This is a genomic window from Nocardia sp. NPDC050630, assembly GCF_044457245.1.
In the GTDB taxonomy this organism is placed as follows: Bacteria; Actinomycetota; Actinomycetes; order Mycobacteriales; family Mycobacteriaceae; genus Nocardia.
Genome location: NZ_JBITGN010000001.1, coordinates 1 through 17,798 on the forward strand (window position 1 = coordinate 1; position 17,798 = coordinate 17,798).

Annotated in this window: 14 protein-coding genes; 8 read left to right on the forward strand and 6 right to left on the reverse strand. The window is 65.8% G+C overall.

From position 1 onward, the window contains the following. The first annotated feature begins 1,507 nt into the window (after window positions 1-1,507). Genes ACIBG0_RS00005 through ACIBG0_RS00035 form a run of 7 tightly spaced genes read left to right on the forward strand, consistent with a single transcriptional unit; the run spans window position 1,508 to window position 8,789 of the window. Entirely contained in the window at window positions 1,508-2,944 is a 1,437-nt protein-coding gene (locus ACIBG0_RS00005; protein ID WP_397027752.1) for a bZIP transcription factor, read from the forward strand. Window positions 2,945-2,974: 30 nt separating this feature from the next. Continuing rightward, window positions 2,975-4,477, forward strand: coding sequence for a PPE domain-containing protein (locus ACIBG0_RS00010; protein ID WP_397027753.1), 1,503 nt, complete (start codon window positions 2,975-2,977; stop codon window positions 4,475-4,477). Further along, window positions 4,474-4,866 (forward strand): YbaB/EbfC family nucleoid-associated protein, encoded by a 393-nt coding sequence (locus ACIBG0_RS00015; protein ID WP_397027754.1) that lies wholly within the window; start codon window positions 4,474-4,476, stop codon window positions 4,864-4,866. Before ACIBG0_RS00010 ends, ACIBG0_RS00015 begins: the two co-directional genes overlap by 4 nt. Beyond that, window positions 4,863-5,579 carry a hypothetical protein gene (locus ACIBG0_RS00020; RefSeq protein WP_397027755.1) on the forward strand — a complete coding sequence of 239 codons (717 nt, stop codon included), beginning with the start codon at window positions 4,863-4,865 and terminating at the stop codon, window positions 5,577-5,579. Before ACIBG0_RS00015 ends, ACIBG0_RS00020 begins: the two co-directional genes overlap by 4 nt. A gap of 11 nt (window positions 5,580-5,590) precedes the next feature. Beyond that, the gene (locus ACIBG0_RS00025) at window positions 5,591-5,944 is read left to right on the forward strand and encodes a hypothetical protein (protein WP_387296720.1); all 354 of its coding nucleotides are present in this window, start codon (window positions 5,591-5,593) and stop codon (window positions 5,942-5,944) included. Window positions 5,945-5,977: 33 nt separating this feature from the next. Beyond that, window positions 5,978-6,286 carry a hypothetical protein gene (locus ACIBG0_RS00030; protein WP_397027756.1) on the forward strand — a complete coding sequence of 103 codons (309 nt, stop codon included), beginning with the start codon at window positions 5,978-5,980 and terminating at the stop codon, window positions 6,284-6,286. A 7-nt stretch (window positions 6,287-6,293) separates the two neighbouring features. Next, window positions 6,294-8,789: a hypothetical protein gene (locus tag ACIBG0_RS00035; protein WP_397027757.1), complete on the forward strand. Its 2,496-nt coding sequence runs from the start codon at window positions 6,294-6,296 to the stop codon at window positions 8,787-8,789. Here the strand turns inward: ACIBG0_RS00035 and ACIBG0_RS00040 are convergent. The 6 genes from ACIBG0_RS00040 to ACIBG0_RS00065 all read right to left on the reverse strand — a co-directional run bounded on the left by ACIBG0_RS00040 (window position 8,780) and on the right by ACIBG0_RS00065 (window position 15,679). Further along, window positions 8,780-9,175 carry a YbaB/EbfC family nucleoid-associated protein gene (locus tag ACIBG0_RS00040; RefSeq protein ID WP_397027758.1) on the reverse strand — a complete coding sequence of 132 codons (396 nt, stop codon included), beginning with the start codon at window positions 9,173-9,175 and terminating at the stop codon, window positions 8,780-8,782. The two genes, ACIBG0_RS00035 and ACIBG0_RS00040, sit on opposite strands and share 10 nt — an antisense overlap. Window positions 9,176-9,678: 503 nt before the next feature. Then, the gene (locus ACIBG0_RS00045; RefSeq protein ID WP_397027760.1) at window positions 9,679-10,173 is read right to left on the reverse strand and encodes a hypothetical protein; all 495 of its coding nucleotides are present in this window, start codon (window positions 10,171-10,173) and stop codon (window positions 9,679-9,681) included. Then, window positions 10,170-13,220: a hypothetical protein gene (locus ACIBG0_RS00050; protein WP_397027762.1), complete on the reverse strand. Its 3,051-nt coding sequence runs from the start codon at window positions 13,218-13,220 to the stop codon at window positions 10,170-10,172. The genes ACIBG0_RS00045 and ACIBG0_RS00050 overlap by 4 nt, the downstream gene beginning before the upstream one ends. After that, window positions 13,217-13,498, reverse strand: coding sequence for a hypothetical protein (locus ACIBG0_RS00055; RefSeq protein WP_397027764.1), 282 nt, complete (start codon window positions 13,496-13,498; stop codon window positions 13,217-13,219). Before ACIBG0_RS00055 ends, ACIBG0_RS00050 begins: the two co-directional genes overlap by 4 nt. Next, window positions 13,495-15,177: a hypothetical protein gene (locus tag ACIBG0_RS00060; RefSeq protein WP_397027765.1), complete on the reverse strand. Its 1,683-nt coding sequence runs from the start codon at window positions 15,175-15,177 to the stop codon at window positions 13,495-13,497. Before ACIBG0_RS00060 ends, ACIBG0_RS00055 begins: the two co-directional genes overlap by 4 nt. Window positions 15,178-15,247: 70 nt before the next feature. Next, the gene (locus tag ACIBG0_RS00065) at window positions 15,248-15,679 is read right to left on the reverse strand and encodes a YbaB/EbfC family nucleoid-associated protein (protein WP_397027767.1); all 432 of its coding nucleotides are present in this window, start codon (window positions 15,677-15,679) and stop codon (window positions 15,248-15,250) included. 184 nt (window positions 15,680-15,863) lie between these two features. Between ACIBG0_RS00065 and ACIBG0_RS00070 the strand changes: the two genes are divergently transcribed. Beyond that, on the forward strand, window positions 15,864-17,765 hold the full coding sequence (locus ACIBG0_RS00070; protein ID WP_397027769.1) for a type VII secretion target: 1,902 nt from the start codon (window positions 15,864-15,866) through the stop codon (window positions 17,763-17,765). The last annotated feature ends 33 nt before the right edge of the window (window positions 17,766-17,798 follow it).

The following is a 17,798-nucleotide window of genomic DNA, read 5'->3' on the forward strand; positions in this document are numbered from 1 at the left end:
CCCCGAACCACCGCCACCGCTGCCGCCACCGGACCCCAATCCGGCCAGCGCCGAGGCCAGCATCGGCAACACACCCAACGCCATCGCCCCCGCCGACAACGCCGCCGGCGCCAACGCCGCCACCGCATCCGGATCCACCAACGGCGGCGCAGGCTCAGCAGGCGCAACCTGAGCCTGCGGCTGAGCGGCAGGCGCCTGACCCGGCTGACCCGCCCCCGGACCCGGCGGCACCACAACATTCCCCTGCGGCACAGCCGCCGAACCAGCACCAGTGATCGAGCCCCCGGGCTGGGCAGCGGAATTCGGGCCCTGGGCAGCTGTTCCCGGCGGCACCGCATTGCTGTTCGCCGATCCCTGGTTCGCCGAGGTCGACCCATTCTGTCCCGGCTGTCCCGGCTGTCCCGGTGCCGCCGGTTGGCCGGACGCGGACGGACTCGCTCGCCGCCGCTTCGACCACGGGGTTGTCGGAGCTGATTGCCCCTGTTCGGATCCGCCTTCATCCGCCGGCTGCTCGACGGAGATCTCCGCCTCTGCGCTCGTCACTGCGCACCGCCGATCATCGGTCCCACGCGGGCAAGCGGTCGTGCCGGACGCCCGAGCGGCAGGAGATGGAGGTACATCCGGTATCTCCTTCTACGTCGATCACCCGGCGGACTGGAACAACTTGGTGGCCACGGCAATTCGTGCACGTCAGCGCATGTCCTTACCGTCTTCATCCTGACTCGTTCGGCCCCTACCCGAGGTTCCCATTGTTGGGAATCCTCAACAATGAGGAGGTCGATAGAACGTCCACGCACGGTCGTCACGGTCTATTGCGGGTAGGTGCGCACGCGACATCGGATGGGTGATCACAATGTTCGGTCTCAGCTGGAAAGATCTGGCCGTCGGCGGGGTCACTTTTGCGGCCTCGTTGCTCCCCCCTCCTGCCGGGTTGATCGCCGCTCCGCTCGCGGGTGCTGCGTTGAGTACAGCCTTCGCTAAGGCAGATGGCAGGAGCTGGGACGACGCCCTCCAGCAAGGTGTCACTGACGGTCTCCTAGGCGCCCTGCCCGGATGGAAACTCGCGGGTGGTGCCCTCGAGAAGCTTGCGACCGGGAGTGCCGCTAAATTGGGTATGAAGCAAGCGGCCGAGAAGGTGTGGTTGTTCGGCGCTCGAAATGCGGACACGTGGGGGTTGCGACTAACGCGTGGTGCTGGTGCCGGGCTGGGTGCAGCCTACGTCAATGCCGGCTACAACGCGATATCTCCACCGGGGCAGAGTGCTGCCATTGGCGAACTGCCCATCAAACCCATCTCGTAACGGATCCGGCCGAGGAGCAGCTCCTTGAAAATTCACCAAATGTGGATGCCTGATCGCGATCAGATGCAGGCGGATTCAAAGTATGCGCAGTATGTTCCGCTGACAAGCACGATAATTTGGTACGAGAAGCTGCCCAAGCAGTTTCAAGATTATTTCGACAGTTGCGGCAACGGCGACGAGAATAAGGGCAGCCCACCGGATATGCCAATGCCCGCACAGGTCAAGGGTTCGGATCTGGCGCATTTCACGAACTACGCGAGCACGGCGACCAGCCTGCGCCAGGCGGCCGATCTGATCGATGACTCGGCCAAGGCGATTGCGCCGCTGGCCAAGAAGACCGAGGCCATCTCCATTGCCGCGCAGAAGGCCGTCAATGCCGGAATCGACATGATTACCAACGCTGCCCCGACTTTGCCTAAACCGGGGATGAAGGAAGATCAGCACATCTACGAGTTCTGCAACGAGGCGATCCAGTCTGTCGCAAATGCTTTCGACGAGGCGTCCAACGCGAGCAAGGATACCGCGTCTGACGTCGGTAAGGACGCCGCGAAGCTCAAAGAGTTGGAAGACCAGATCAAGCAGCTCCAGCAGGAGAATGCGGATCTGAAAAAGAAGCTGCTTGATCCGGCGAACGTTCCCCAGGTGCCGACGACTCCGACGACGCCAGGTACCGACCCTCCTCAGATCACACCCGTTGATGATGGTTCCGTGGTCCCCGGGCTGGATGACCTCAATCCGACCACGCCCGGAGTCGATACCGGAACTACGCCGACCGGAAGCTCGCTCGATGACAAGGTGCAAAAGGCGCTCGACGACCTCAACAACAGCGCCGCGAATCCGAGTACCGCCACACCGGCGTCGGTGCCGAATGCGGCTGCCGCATCACCGGTGGGCTCCGGTATGGACATGATGAGTTCGATGCTGCCGATGTTGATGGCGCAGATGATGAACCGCGGCCAAGCCGACACCGACCTCAACAGCCGGCGTGGCGAATACGACCCGTACGAGGACCAACTCCGCGCTGTCCCCGCGGCCGTCGCACCTGCCCAACCTGCCGTGCAGCAGCCCGTGACCAGCACGCCGGCACCCGCGACGAATACCGCACCCCCGGCGAATTCGTCGTCCACGCAGCCGACGACTGGTATGCCGGGCCGCACACCGAACTCCGACGGAACTGTCGTGTACACCTTCCCGGACGGTCGGACTCAGAAGGTATCCGCCACTGTCGCACAGGCTTTGGATGCGGCGTTCGGCAACGCCAGCGGCACCGATGCCCAGGCGGCATACGCGAAGACCCCGGCGAAGTGGTCGGACAAGAAGCAGATCGGCACCGCGGTCGATCCGTATCAGTTGATGACCGGCGATGTCGCGGTCTGGGACGCGCGCACCGCCATCGTGGTGGCCTTCCCCGCCGACGACGGGGGCACACTGGAAGTCGTGGTCAACGGCCAGCTCAAGCAGTTCACTCCGACGGAAATGTCCGATAGTGCTGGGGAATTCGGCCAATTCGTCGGATTCAGCCATCCGAACGGTATCGACGCGACCGCGCCGGAGGACCACGATCAAGGCAAGATGTCGGGTATGCCGGTCACCGGCGATCCATCGGCGGGTGCGGCCATGCCCGCGGTGGCCGCTCCGGCGTGATCGTGAGCCGGATGGTGAGAGGAGGAGGCAATGCCGCTGAATGTCGACCCGGCGCAACTCGTCGATGTGGCCGCGAAGCTGGCCGCGCTGGCGCGTGACACCGGAGCCGGATTGCCGAACGGCTGGGTGCAGCCCGCGGGTGCCGACCCGATTTCCGGGACGCATGTACCACGGCTCAACGCCCAAGCCGCGTCGCTGTTCAATGGTGTGCTGGGGGTGCTCAACGAGGTCCAGCGCCACGCGCACCACATCGGCAGCGCGGCAACCGATTACACCAGCACCGATGATGAGGGTGCGCGCGTTATCAATGGCAGCGGCGGCGAGATCCTCGCCAATCCGGTTGGCGATGTGGAGGAATTCGGTCTCCGGCAACCACCGACCTTCACCTTGCCCGCAGCCACAGGATCCGTCGACCCGCTCACGTTCGCAAAGCAGTTGCACACCGGCCCAGGTCCTGGTCCGGCGACCAGTTTCGCGGCCGATATCCGCAAGTACACCGGCGGTTTCCACGTCGCCGCTACCGAAGGCGTCGACGGTGCGGCCACGCTGATGCAGAACTGGACGCCGGTCGGCACCACCGTGGCCGAGCACCTCACCGAGCATCGGAATTGGCTAGGGCAACTCGGCGCAGGATTGGGCGCGCTGGCCGACAATGTCGATGCCTACAGCAATGCGTTCACTGTCGCGAAGGCCAAACATCCGACACCCGAGGAGATCATCGCGGCCCGCAAACGGTTACTGGCCGCGATGAAGTCGAAAAACGAGTTGGCGCTCTCGGAGGCGCTCGCCGAATTCCAGGAGCAGAACGCCCGCTCGGCTGAGGCGATCACCGGATACACCACGACCGTCAACTCGAAGCTTCCCGCCGAGGGCGGAACGAGCGACACCGGCGGCAGCGGCAAGGGCAGCGGTGGCAGTGGCAATGGCAGCGACACCAGCATGCTGTCCCAGATGCTGCCGGCAATGATGAGCGCTATGTCCTCGGCTGCCGGCATGGCCCAGAACCAGGACATCTCTGACACCGGCCTCGATGACGAGTACAGCGACTATGGATACGACGACCTCGGCATCCCCAGCAGCCTGGGGTCGCTCGGTTCCGGAGGTGCGGGCAGCGCGATCTCCGGCGCTGGAATACCAGATATCTCCGGCGCGACAACCTCGGTCTCGGTGGGCGCGATGCCGATCGTCGCGAGCGCGGGTGGGGCATCGAGCACCGCGGTCGGAATGCCGAGAACACCGGTTATCGAGGGATTGTCGTCGGGGGCGTCGGGCGCGGCGGCCGCCGCGCGCGGTGCCGGTGCCGGGTCCGGGATGATGCCATACATGCCGATGTCTCCTGGTATGGGCGGTGCCGGTGGCAATGGCAACGAACGCAATCGGGTGGTCGCCTGGCATCCCGACCGATTGATGTACGTCGACGACACCCCCCATACCGAACAGGTGATCGGGGAACGGCCGACAATCGCCCCGACCGTGACACCGCCGACGCCGTCGCCGGGCCAAGGCCCGACTCAATCCGGAGGTTCCGTGTGAGTGATATCCACCCTGATGTACAGGCCGCCCTCGACGCCGCCCGCGAGTTGCGGCATCGAATCGCCGATATGCGTGAGCGGATCGACGGTATCCGAGCGCGTCGGCCCTCGCCCAGCGGTGCGATCATCCCCGAGGTGGATGCGATGGGCCGGCTGACGGATCTGTTTCTGGCGCCGGGCACCGTGGACCGCCTCACCAATCAGGAACTGGTCACCGAAATCATGGCGGCCATTCGAGAAAGCAGCGCTGACGCGGCAAGGCAGTACCAGAGCGTGATGGAATCGGTGCCGCCGCCTGAGCCGTTCGAGTCCACCGGCTCTTACGGACCGAAAGGGCCCTCCGGTCCGTCCGGGTCGCCCTCGGCGACAGCAGGTGCGGTGCCGTCATGACCGAACCCGGCGCGGTCACCGTGGCCGATACCGTGCGCTGGCTGCACGACGAGGGCCTGGTTCGGTTGGCCGGGGTCGCCGAACGGATGCCGAGTCTGGTCGCCGCGTACACCATCGACGTCGCGACCGGAACCGTCGTCGCCCATCCTTCGACCGGTGCGGGCGCCGGCTCGGATGTGGTGACCCTCGGCGCCGACGATCTGCCGTACCCGGTCGGCAGCGCCAAGCGGTTGGTCATCGTGGGTGTCACCACCGCCGAGGCATTACTGGTCGTCGACCTGGCGACCGCACTGACCATTGCCATCAATGCCGATCGACCGGAGCTCGCGGCTCGAGCCTGGGCGGTGCAATTGCTGCTCAACTCCGAGATCACGGTGACCACCAATAGTGCCGATATCGCGATCGGAAACAGTCCGCGCTGCCGCCAGAGCTTCATCCCCGGCGGCGGCGCGACGATCATGAATATCGATGACGGGCGCCCGCCGATCACGACGGTTACGCTCAATCCGACCAATGAGGGTCCCGATCATCTCGATGTCGCCCCGGATGGAACCGCCGAGATGTATCTCGGCGCTCGATTCTGGCAGCTGCGCCAGATCATGAGCATCGACGATGCCGCGTGGAGCGCGCTCGCCGCGCGATTGGACGCATCCGATGAGGATCTGTCCGTGCGTAGTGCACCGTCGAATCGTCAACCTGCCGAAAGACTTTAGGAGGGATCCCGTTGACCGAGACAGATCCGGACGAATTCGATGTGGACGAAGGGGCACCGGCTCCCGACTGGCGGAGCATGGTCTACGAGGTGTTCAATCCCGACCACACCTGCGGCGTCGCCTGCGATCGCGACGGTGAGATCGTCGGGCTGCACATCACCGACGACGCTCGTGACAACGGCGATGCCTGGTTGGCCGCGGAGATTCTGAAGCTCGCGCGCCTGGCACATCTGAAGTCCCGGGTCGGGCTGCGTGCCGAAATGGAGTACAAGGGCACGCGTCCTTACACGATCGACTCATTCGATCTGCCCACCGAGGCCTCCTTCCGCGCCATGGTGAATGCCGAATTCGGCACCACCAGCTGAACCGAAACAACCTCTCGCAGACGGGATGCCGACATGCTGGATATAGACGAACCGCACGAAGTGAACGCTGCGGCAGGCAGATTCGCCGGAGCCATCGAAACGGTCTCGGGTCAGGTTTCCGGGACTGTCTCGGATCTGGTCCTGCACCATCGGCCCGAATCGGCACTCGACCGTTCGCTCGACGCGCACCGGCAGGAGATTGTGACGGCGTTCGATCAAGCTGTCGCGGCCAGTAACCGTGGCGCGCGGATTACCCACGCCGGGACGGTGAGCACGACGGGTGTCCTCGCCGACGCGGATGTGGCGGGCGGGACGGGCGTCCGCCACTACGACTCGTTCTGATCATCGGATGGCGCCGGAGCACGAAAGTCCGTATTGGGAGCAGATAGTCCGGGACAAATGGCCGGAGGTGCCGCCCGGCGACTGGAGCGCGCTGGAAACCACCTCGCGTGACGGCGCCGGAGCGCTGGATACGCTCGGCGCCGAACAAGCCCGCCATGACTTCGATAATCGAGTCCGTGCCAGCGAGGGACTCGAACCAATAAAACAAAATATGCTGAAGCAGCGGGGGAACCCGCAGGCCTTCGCTGACGCGCTGGATGCCGCTGCCGAAATCTTCGGGTTTTTTTCCGATCTGGTCTATCGCACCCGAAACCGGATCCTCGATATCGTCGAGGATGCCACCGCCAAAATTCGTCGTGCGCAGCAGGCCGCCCAAAGCGACGAATCCGATACTGAGGCCGAACGTGAGGCCAAGTTGGCTGCGTTGGACCGCCGCGTCAAACGGATCATCGCCGAGGCTCAGGAGGAGGTCGACGATGTGGCACGGGCCGCGCAGACTTCGATCGGACCGACGATCTTGCCGAGTCTGGAGCGCCTCAAGGGTGCGCTATGGCATCCGGGGCCAGCGAACTCCGGGGGGCCCCATCGACCGGACGGACAGCCGGAAAACCGGCCCGCGCATCAGCACCCGCCCGGCCAGCAGCACGACCTCGGCCACCCTCCGCCCGGACCGCATCACCAGTTCCCGGCCCCGCTAGGCCTCGGCCCGAAATTCGATGTGCCGGTGGGCGATCCGGTCGAGCATCATGGCCTGCCTGGGAGTGGGCCGACGGATCTTCCCGTCGATTCGCCATCGCAGGGGACCCCGACGGACACGCCGACCGCCCCGGGGATGCCGCCCGCGGTTTCGGCCCCGACCTCGACTCCGGGTGTCACCACAGGCTATGCGCCGACGGTGCAGCCAGACGGTGGCGATTCAAGTGCTTCCACAACCGGCGTCCCGTCGCGTGCGCCGTCGACGACCGGCTCCGGTGAATTGCAGGGGCAATCCGACTCCAGCGCGCATGGCGAGACTGCAGGCGATACCACCGATTCCCAGCAGCATCAGGAAACCCGGTCAGCCGCAACCGATTCCGGTCACGGCGCCGATTCAGCCGAGATCGCACGGGTGTCGGCGACGACCAACTCACCAGGGCAGATGCCGCCGATGATGCCGACGATCCTGCCACCCGCGGCCGGTTCGACTGGCATATCCGCGCCGCCATCCTCGGCGCCGCCGGTGTCAGCGCAGTCCTCGCCTCAAACCTCGACGCAGTCTCCGGCAGCGCAGTCGCGGCCGGGGATGGAAGCAAAAGCCCCACAGGTCGATCCGCGCGGATCGGGGTCCCCGGTCCCGAAGGTATCCGCCGGTCCTACCGCGCCGGTGCCGAGCGCGGCCACCCCCGCCGCGAAATCGGGTTCGCCGCAGCGCGGTCCGCAGGCCGGAGACGGGCAGCCGGACACCGGCGGCAGCGACGAACTGATTCGCGATGTCGTCGGTGGTGCGATGGTGGCCGCCGCCGCTCCGACCTTCATACTCGGTGAGCGCGTCGACGGTGATCTCGTTCTGGCGCGGACATTGCTGGGCGGTGTACTGGCCGTGGTGGATTCGTCGGTGATCGGCCTGGAGTGGGCGGTGTCGATCATGCGGCATTCCGGCGGAATCAACGCGTTCGTCGTGTCGAACGAGGGCCGCAGCTGGCTACCTGCGGGCCTATATCTTCCCCGTGAGATTTCCACGCCTTGGATGTGGGAGGTAGCGGACCCCGCCTGGGAAGGTGTGTCCGATCCAGCGCGGGTGCTTGCCGAGTTCGGCGCGGCATGGGGACGCCGGACAGGTGCCAAGGTGACGGCGATCGTATCGTCGCAGACCATCGATCCGGGTATGCGCGCTCAACTGCGTGAGGTACCGATGGAGGGGCAGATATCCGCTTCGACGGCAATGGATATGAGCGCGGCGGCGGCGGGCTTGGCGGATCGGCTCGGGCTGGTAGCCGCACAGCAACTACTGGAGCGGGTTGGAAAGGTGCCGGCGCAGGGCATCGGATCGCGCTGTATCGACCTCGCCTGGGATGCGCATCGGCGCGTGGGACAGGTGGGCGCGCCCGACTCACTTGGCTTGCCGCGCCTGCGGCAACGGATCCTGGAGGCGATCCGTCAGCGCCGGGAGGTGCCCGGCGACTGGTGGGAGGAACTGCGTGACGCCGACGATCTGCTCGCCGCATCCATGCTGTCGCGCCGAGCCGACGTCTCCCGAGTGGCCTTGGGCGAGTTGCGATCCGACACCGACGGACGGTCGGCAACGGAGGCGATGCTGCTGCGGGCGATGGTATTCGAGCGGCGCTGTGACGAACTGGTGCTGATGCTCATCGACGAGCCGGATCGACAGCGCTTGCGCGATGCGACCTACGCTCACGGACAGATCTTCGATCATCCATTGTTCGTGGACGCGCCACGCGCACCCGCTCCGACCACGACGGCTCGGCGACCGACGATCAGCACGGGACCTACGCGTCAGTCGTAATAGTCGTCGTATTCATCGTCTTCGTAGGCGACCGGAGCTGGCTGCTCGACGACGTCCGGTTCCCGCAGGCTGGGCGCAACTGGCAGCAGATCCTCCGGATCGGGCATGCGGCCGACAATATCCTCGATCGGGCCAATGGTCTCTGTGACCTTTTGGTGTGCCAGCCGCGCGGCCTCCCTGGCTGCTTCGGTAACTGCTCGCCCGAGATCCGCAGCCGCACCATGCAGCGCGCGCGGCTCCAAGCGCACATCGGTCACGATGCCGGACTGATCGACAGTCACCTCGACCAAACCATCCCGCGAACCGGCCGTGGCGCTTATCGCCGACAACTCATCCCGCACATCGGCAAGTTGAGCTCGTTGCATTTCGTATTGCCAATGGTCCATCAGTTGCTGCTTACCTCGAGTGCCGCCGAGCCGGCCAGTCCTGTCTGCGCATCGTCGTTACGATATCGGTTCGTACCTCGACCGGTGACTTCCCTTCGGGAGCCGAGCTTCTCGGGCAGGGACAGCTACCACGTCACGGCGCTTGGCAGTGGTTCGGTGTGCTGGAACCGAAGCGTTACCGATGGCGGGACGAGTGGGGCGCCGCGATTCCGACGCGATACGGTCCCCGAATTCAGCGCGAATATGTCCGATGATGTCGAATCGGTTAGTGATCAAAAGTTTCCGGGGGATGGTCGCGACCGAGACCGCATACAACCTTATGGGAAAGACCGAGTTCGTGCGAGCTCTGATTACGCGTAGGCGGAAGCCGAACATTAGCGGCTGCGTCGGTATCCGGTATAGCCGGAAAAGAATTTGGTGGCCGTTTGCGGGCCGTTTCGATCAGGGCGGTACCTGGGCTTCTCAGGCCCATCCAATCACCCCAGAAGGCAACGCAATTCGGTTCAGCTCGGGTCCGCCGTAGCCAGGCGAACGATCTCATGGTCGATGGCCGCCAGCGTTCCGGGGTCGTCGACCTGGCAGGCGGCGAATCCCAGTGCGGCGCGATATGGGCCGACCTCGTTGGTGCCGATGTCGACCCGCCCGGCCGCAGCCATCAGGCGCCGCACCGTAGCCGGGTCGATAGGCGGATGTGGATTGGCCGGGGACCACAACTGCCACAGGGCTCGGCAGGTCACCCCCAGTCGTGCCGTCGAGGGCTGCTCAATGAGCCATTCGAGGAGACGAACGTCGACGTCGGCGGCTTCGAGAAGGAGGGCCCGTATCAGCGCCAGATCGATCTCGAGCATGTCGTACTCGAGATAAGCGGATTCCTGGGCGGCGACCAGGCCGATGATGCCCTCCCTGATCTCGGACGAATCAAGCTCGGCATAGGCGTGCGGGCTGGAGTCGAGAAGTGCTTCGGCGGCTCTGCCGAGATCAGCGGGCTTCTCGGTCATGGCAGCCCTCGCTTCCGCCGCTGGGCGGCTAGGATATCGCTCGTCACGAGCATTTGTTCAGGGGCGCCGCCGTCGATTAGATGCTGGCGGACGGCCTCGAGGCTTTCGGCGGGCGCCCACGGAAGTGGCTGCCCGCTCGCATCAACTCGGCGGAAAGTGTAGCTCGAGTTGTTGTTGATGCACCAGATGTCGCTGGGCGTGCCATCAGGATGGCGAACGTTAAACAGATCGCCCCCCGCTCGCGCTGGACCACGTGCGGTGCCACCCTCGCCAGGCTGAAGGTCACCGTGCTTGATATAGAACGGTCGATCCGGCGGTAGCGGCTTCATGAAGTCGGAGGTGTTCTGCAGCTCCGGTGCGAACTTGAAGTTCCCCTCGGCGTCGACCACCCAGAGGTAATTCATCTTGGGATCGAGAGAGGTCAGATCAAGCGGAGTTCCCGGCGGAACCGTGCGCATATTCGGAGGGATGGTGTAGGGCCACTCTTTCGGCCGAGGCTCCGGCCCGCCCTTCGCACCGACATCGGTAGCCGCTGGCGCTCCTATCGGCTCGCCCCTGAGGCGTGCGCGGGCTTCTTCTTCGCGTGCCTGGGCTGCTTCTTCTTCGCGTGCGCGGGCTGCTTCTTCTTCGCGTGCGCGGGCTGCTTCTTCTTCGCGTGCGCGGGCTGCTTCTTCTTCGCGTGCGCGGGCTGCTTCTCTTTCGCGTGCGTGGGCTTCCTCTTCCGCGCGTCGCGCTGAAGCGGCTTCCTCGTGGGCGGGTGGGGGTGTTTCCTCGCGGGCTGGTGGAGTCGTTTCGTCGGGGTGTGGCGGTGTCTTTGGTTCTGTGGTGGTTCGTTTGTTTTCGCCCGGTGTGGGGTCGGGTGGCGGAGTTGTTTCTTCGTCGCGGTGTGGGCGGAGCGACGCGCCGTTTGGTTCCTCGCTTGCTGGTCGGGTTTCGTCGGGGTGTGGCGGTGTCTCTGGTTCTGTGGTGGTTCGTTCGTTTTCGCCCGGTGTGAAGTCGGGTGGCGGAGTTGCTTCTTCGGCATGCGGCGGGACCGTGTGGTCTGGGTCGCGGGACCCCGGTATGTGCTCGGGTGGCGCAGTGGATTCCTCGGCGGGTGCACGCTGGGGCCTGACCTGTTCATCGTGTCCCGGGGGCGTGGTCTGCTCGGTCTGCGGCGGGGCTTTTCGTTGCGGGTCGGCCGTATCCGGATCGTTCGTGCGGTCTGGCGACGGAGTCTCTTCCTCGGCGGGCCGTCGTTGGGGTTTGACCTGCGTCTCGTCGCCTGTTGGCGCCGTCTCGTCGGTGTGCGGTCGCGGCTTGGACTGTGGCTCAGCTGGTTCTCTCTCGCCTTGCGTATGGTCGGGGCGCGGGGTCCCTTCGTCTGGTTCGCCGGTACGCGAGGGTCGGTGGGTTTCAGGGTCGTCGCCCGATCGGCTTTCGGGAGTTGCCGGGTCTTCGGTCGACGGTTTGGCGGGTTTGCCGTTGGCCGTGTCACCGGACCCCGGGTCGGTGGTATCTGGGCGTGATCCCGTAGTGCCGGGCGGTTCGGTGGTGCCCGGTGGCGTGGGTGTGTCTGGATGCGGGGGCCTGGCGCTTGGCGGAATGGTGGGCGGCGTGGTCGTGGTCGGTGGTGCGACGGTGCCGGGGGGTGGGGTAGTAGTCGGGGGTGTGACGGTACCCGGTGGCGGTGTGGTGGTAGGCGGCGTGACTGTGCCCGGTGGAGTGGTGCCTGGAGTGGCCGGAGGTGCGGTACCGGGTGTGGGAGGTGTCCCAGGGGACGTCGGAGGTGTGGTGCCGGGTGGCGGAGGTGTTCCGGGGGTGGCCGGAGGTGTAGTACCCGGCGGTGCGGTCGTGCCCGGTGGAGGTGTGGTCCGGGGGACATAGCCATCCCTTGGGACATCACCATCCGGCGGTGTCGCCGGACGGGGGTGTAGTGGGGTCGCTGGGGGTGTGGTCCCGGGGACATAGCCATCCCGTGGGACGTCACCATCCCGATGCGCGCCCGGCGGTGTGGTGCTCGGTGGTGTGGTGCTCGGTGGTGTGGTGCTCGGTGGTGTGGTGCTCCGTGGTGTGGTGGAGGTATCCGTCTTCGGCTTGGCTCGCATCCCCGGCGGCAAGGGGCGGGCGAAAATGGTGGCCGAACCGACGAAGCCGCCGACGAAACCTTGGAGCACGCTGGTTCGCAGTTCCTTGGCGTTCGGGATATGCCCGGTGACAATGATCCCTGCGCCCGCGCCGGCGGCCGCGCCCGCGGCGCCGCCGACCCCGCCTATCAGTACCCCGGCAGTGACGTGTGCGCCGTAGCGGACGAGATTGGATTCCGATTTTCCGGCGACTTTGCCGAGGAACTTATTGATACCGGGTGCGAAGCGTGAGGCGAAGCGTGCTCCGATTCCGCCGCCGACGCCACCGATGATTCCGGCGTCTTCGACCAGGTCCCATTCCATCTTGTCGCGGTGATGCAAGACCTCCATCTGGTAGAACTGTGCGCCGGCATTGACGGCTGCGGCGGTACCGCCGCCGAGTGCGAACCCGATGGCGGTGGCCTTGGCCAGTGGCAAACCCTTGCGTTTGGTGGCACATTCCAGTCCCACCTTCTTGACCCGGCCGAAGTATCGTCTGGCACTCGCGGCCCACGACGCTTCGGCGGCCGCCCTGTCCTCAGCCGCCTTCACGACACCTGGTGCGGACAGCATCGCGTCCACCGCCAGCTGCGTCAGCAGCGCGATTCCGGTGCCGATCACCTGCAGTTTCATGAACTCGCAGTCTTTGGCCTTCTGATAGCACTGCTCGGCCATATAGTTGCAGTACTCGGACTGGTTGCGCAGATCATCGCCGAGCTGCACATTCCTGGTCGCCTTCGTGTCGGCGCTGTAGCCGTTGAGGGCGGCCTTTTCCGTGGCAGACGCCGCATCGTGCCGCTTGGCGAGTGCGCTGCAGCTGTCGCCGCCCGCCGCCCAGTTGTCACCCTCGCGGCGCAGGGCGTCCTCATCGCAATCCGGCCAATACCCCGCCACGGCTTCGACCAGCCACTTCGGAAAGAATGCTGGCAGCGTCAGTGTCACAGCGCCGCACCTGGCAGATCGATTTGTTCCTCGGGCAGTTCCAGAAACGCGGAATCGATATCGGTGACCGCCGACTCCGTGAGGAATGCCCGACGTGCCGTCGCGATCATGTCGTCGGTGATGTCGGGATGGGCCAGGGCAATGGTGATCAGTGCCGAGTCGGTATCCGGTCCCAACCCCACGTGCATTCGGAGAGGCCGACCGCCGGTCGCCGCCGACAGTTCGGTTTCGAAGGTGCTGTGCCGCGCTTCGGCGGTGTGTCCACCGCCGAACCTCACGGCGTTGCCGTTTTCCGTGCGGTATCGATCAGTAAGCGGTGCAACACCTTTGCGGGTGGCGCTGCCTCGCAGCCGTTGATCTGTACCTCGGTGAACGCGTCCGCCATCGCCATCCCGGGGTCGAAATTACCGTTGTGGAATCCGTAGCCACTCAGCTGGGCGCGCCATTGCTCGTATTCCGAACTCGACGCGCTGGTGGGGTTATCGCGCGGTGCGGTGCCTCGGGTCCGGGTGAACTCGGCGATCAGCGCGTCCTGAGCTGCCTGCCTGGCGCGGAAACTACCCGCGACATCGAGCGCGTGCCCGAGTTCACGGACCATCGTCGAATACACCGGCCGGCGGTCCGACCCGCGCGCGATTTTTCCGGAATGCGTTGCGCTGCGGATATATTCGGCGAACACCGCAGGGCTACGGGCGACCACGGTATCGAGCACGATGCGACGGGTGAACGGCTCAGGGCCGGCGGCCCCGGCGACCCAGTCCCATTCCAGGCGGGTGGCCGCGTCGGCGGATTCGGCGATCGCTATCTGCCGCAGATCGACATACGGGTACTGAGTGAGCACGTCGTCCAGTGCGGCCGCGATCTCTCGGATCGTGTACCCGTCGACGCTCGGATCGTCGAAGCCGACCAGCTCGAGATCGTGTCGCTCGGCCAATTTCCGTGCCAGCAGTGCGTTTTCACCGGCACCCATGCCATCGGCCGCCCACGGATGGCGTGCGGCGGATTTTCCTTCGGCGCCGAAGGCCTTGCCCGCTGCCTTCGGTGCCGGACGGGCTTGCTGCTGGTGCTGGTCGGGCAGGTACGGCGTGGACATCCGTGGCGGCGTACTCGACGGGGCCGATACCCGGGGTCCGGCGTCACTCGGTGCCGACGTCTGCGCAGTCCCGGCGGCGGCCGCCTTCGGCGCGGGAGTATCCGGTGTAAAACCGGTTCCGGCCGCACCTCTCGACCACGGTGTATTCGGCTGCTTGTGATCCGGGGCTGGAGGATCGACAGTTGGTCGGGTAGCGGTCGGCGCCGAATTGGTCGTCGTGGGAGTCGATTCCGGTGCGGAACCGGATGGGTCGCGTGCATTCGGCGCCCCGGCGCTGTCGATCGGGCTGCCCACGTTGGGCATGCCGTTTCGGTTCGGGCTGCCCGGGATGGTCGGTGCGGTGGAGGCGGGGCCGGGCTGCGGGCTACCCGAGGTACTCGGTGCTGGAGTCGAAGTCGGAGCGGACTGATAGCCCGGATCGGGTTGGGATCGGGTCGGCGATTGTGCTGTATCGGGCGTGGTGCTTGTCGTGATCGGAGTCTGCTGACTCTGCGAATAGGGATCGGTCGGTGCGGGCGGGGTGACGTTCTGACTGGTGGGCGGTGACTGGTCACCGGCGTCGCCGATCGAGCGAGCGGATTCGCGATCCTGGCGATCGAAGCTTTCGACGAGGTCGCTGACGATCTTGCCCTCTTCGCGCAGGCTCGCGACCGTCTTCGCCAGGCTCGCGATTCCTTTGTCCCGATCCGGCACATAGGTCTCGGCGAACGCCTGGCCCGGAGCGTCCTTGCCCCACGGTTCGCCTTCGCGCTCGAGCGCTGCCTTCAACTGATCGAGCACGCGCTGCGCGTCTGCGCCGATATCGTCGAATTCCGGCACCAGTGCACGAAGTCGCTCCTCATCGACTTCCAACGACTGTGCCACGCGGACTCCTCACGCATCCCTGCGGACAATTCTCACGCGCCCAATCGCGTCTTCCCAACGATGGGAGTACTCAGCCTGCGCGCGGACCGTCGTTCTCGGCGGATTCGCGGGCATCGCGCCAGCTCGGCGAGCCGGGTACCAGATCGGGCAGATCGGGCATGAGCTCGGCGATATCGACGATCGGGGCGATCAGCGCGTCGTGTTGCGAGCGTGCCGACCGCGCCGCCGCCTGTGCGGCCTCGACAATCGCCCGCCCGACATTTTCCGGCTTGGCGCGCATCGCCTGCGCGGTCAAGCGCACGTCGGTGACCACTCCGGCACTGTCCACAGTCACCTCGGCCAACTGATCGGATGAACTGGCCTGTACCCGCAGTGCGTCCAGTTGCTGCTGGATCTCGGCTAGCTGGGCCTGCTGCTTCTCGTAGATATCCATGGCGTAGTCGATCTGATTTCGCATACCGTTGTTCGCCGATCGCAGGCTTTCGAGCTCCCATTGATCCATTACGGCTCCCACCTCGTTCATCGCTGTCGGCGGACCGGGCTCGGCATCCGTTCGGAGGATTCGTCGGTCCGCCATCGATCGCGCGCGGTCCAGCTTCCCGCAGCGGGAGTTCAGTCGGTATTTCCCGTCAGTGGGAAGGATCGACAATGTTGAGAACGGTGGCAGGAAAGGGTCTGATCGAAGAATGCCGGAACCCAGCACGAATATCGACCCCGCGGTGCTGCGTCAGTTGGCGCAGCAGCATGAGCAGGTCGGGCGCGATACTCTTGCGTGGGCGGAGCCTCCGCACGCGTGGCTGGCGAGCTTCCAGTCGACCTATGGAACGATCGCGGATCCGGTCCGCCAAGCGTTGGTGAAGTACTACAACGCCCGTGAACGCGCTGGTAAGGCGCTGGCGCAGGAGCACTTCAACACCGCGAAGTCGCTTCGGGATTCGGCCGATTCCTATGAAAACGCCGACCACGAAATGGCGTCGAACCTTCGCACGATCGGTCAAAGCCTCGGGGACCCGCACAGCGAGCCGACATCCAACGGCGTGGCCCCGAATACACAGCACACCCCGTCACCCGGCGGCCCCGGGGGTGGGCCCGGCGGCGGACCCGGTAGCGGACCGGGCGGAGGCCCCACGTCGACCGACAACCCGATGGCTCCTGCGGCATCGAATGGTTCGACGCCGACGAGCGCGGCACCGGGCGGGCCCGGCGGCCCATCCAGTTCGCCGGGCGCGATTTCGCACCTGGATCAGACGACTCCAACGGGTACATCCGGCGTAACAGCCGGAGCCGGAACCACGTCACCGTCGGTATCGGGCGGGCCACTCGGCTCCGGACCGGGCGTGGGACCGGTGTACGCCGGTTCGGCGGACGACCGCGGTTCGGGTCAGCCACCAACCGGGGCCACCGCGACGGGCGATGCCAGCCCGATGCCGGTGCCCGTGCCGGCGGGCACACCCTTCGCGTCCGCCGTGGCTGCCGCGAAGGATAAGGAAGCCGAACCGGCCTACGTGGTGGGCAACGCGGTAAACGACGATTTGGTGCTGGCCAGGACCCTGCTCAGCAGTGTGCTCGCCGCTGTCGATTCGCCGGTGGGCATGGCCTGGGCGGTCGCGGTGATGCGCGGTCCGGCCGGTGCTGGCGTATTCATCACCTCGAACGAGGGCCGCGGCTGGCTTCCCGCCAAGCTCTACTTGCCACGCGAAGTCTCGACGCCCTGGTTGTGGGATGAAGTACTCGGGCCCGATGCGAGCACCTCATCCTGGGAAAGTGTGTCGGATCCGGCCCGGGTACTGGTCGAGTTCGGCCTGGCCTGGGGTCCGAAGGCGAATGCGAGCCTGTCGGCGCTGGTCTCCTCCGGCCCGATCGATCCCGGTCTGCGCACACAGCTGAGCGAAGTGGCGATGGAAGGACTCGTCGGCCCGACCTATGACGTCGACTTGCGCGAGTTCACCCCTGATACCGCGGACCGGCTCGGTCTGGTCGGTTCCCCGACCGCGCTGCAATCCGTTGCGACCGTGTCGGATCAGCAGGTGCGCGAGCGCTGTGTCCAACTGGCGACGGATGCGCACACCCGGGTCGGCCGGTCGGTGACCGCCAGCGCAGATGCCGCGGCCGCACGGCAATTGCGTGACCGGATTCTCTCGGCCGTGCAAGCAGGGCAGAGCGTATCCCGGCAACTATGGGACGAGCTGCGAGATGCCGACGATCTGCTGGCCGCGTCGATGCTGTCACGCCGGGTAGATGTGGGCCGCGTCGGACTCGGTGACCTGCGGGTCGACACCGAATCTTCCGCTTTGCGCGACATGATCTTCGAGCGCCGATGCAACGAGTTGGTGCTATTGCTCGCCGAAGAAACGGCGCGGCAAAGCCTGCGCGATGCGATCTACGCACACGAGCAGATCGTGGGCCATCCGCAGTTCGTGGAGGTTCCGGCCGCGGTCTCGGTTGGCGAGGGCGAGCGGGTCTCCCGTCCAGTGGGCGCTGCGGTCAGTGCTCCTGCGGTCAGTGCTCCGGTTACGGCCGGACCGCCGGCCGGTGCCATGGTCGCGCCGAACTCGCCGCCGCCTGTTGTGGCGCCGGATCAGCAGTGAGCTGGCAGGACGGTGACTGCCCGCCGAAGTTCG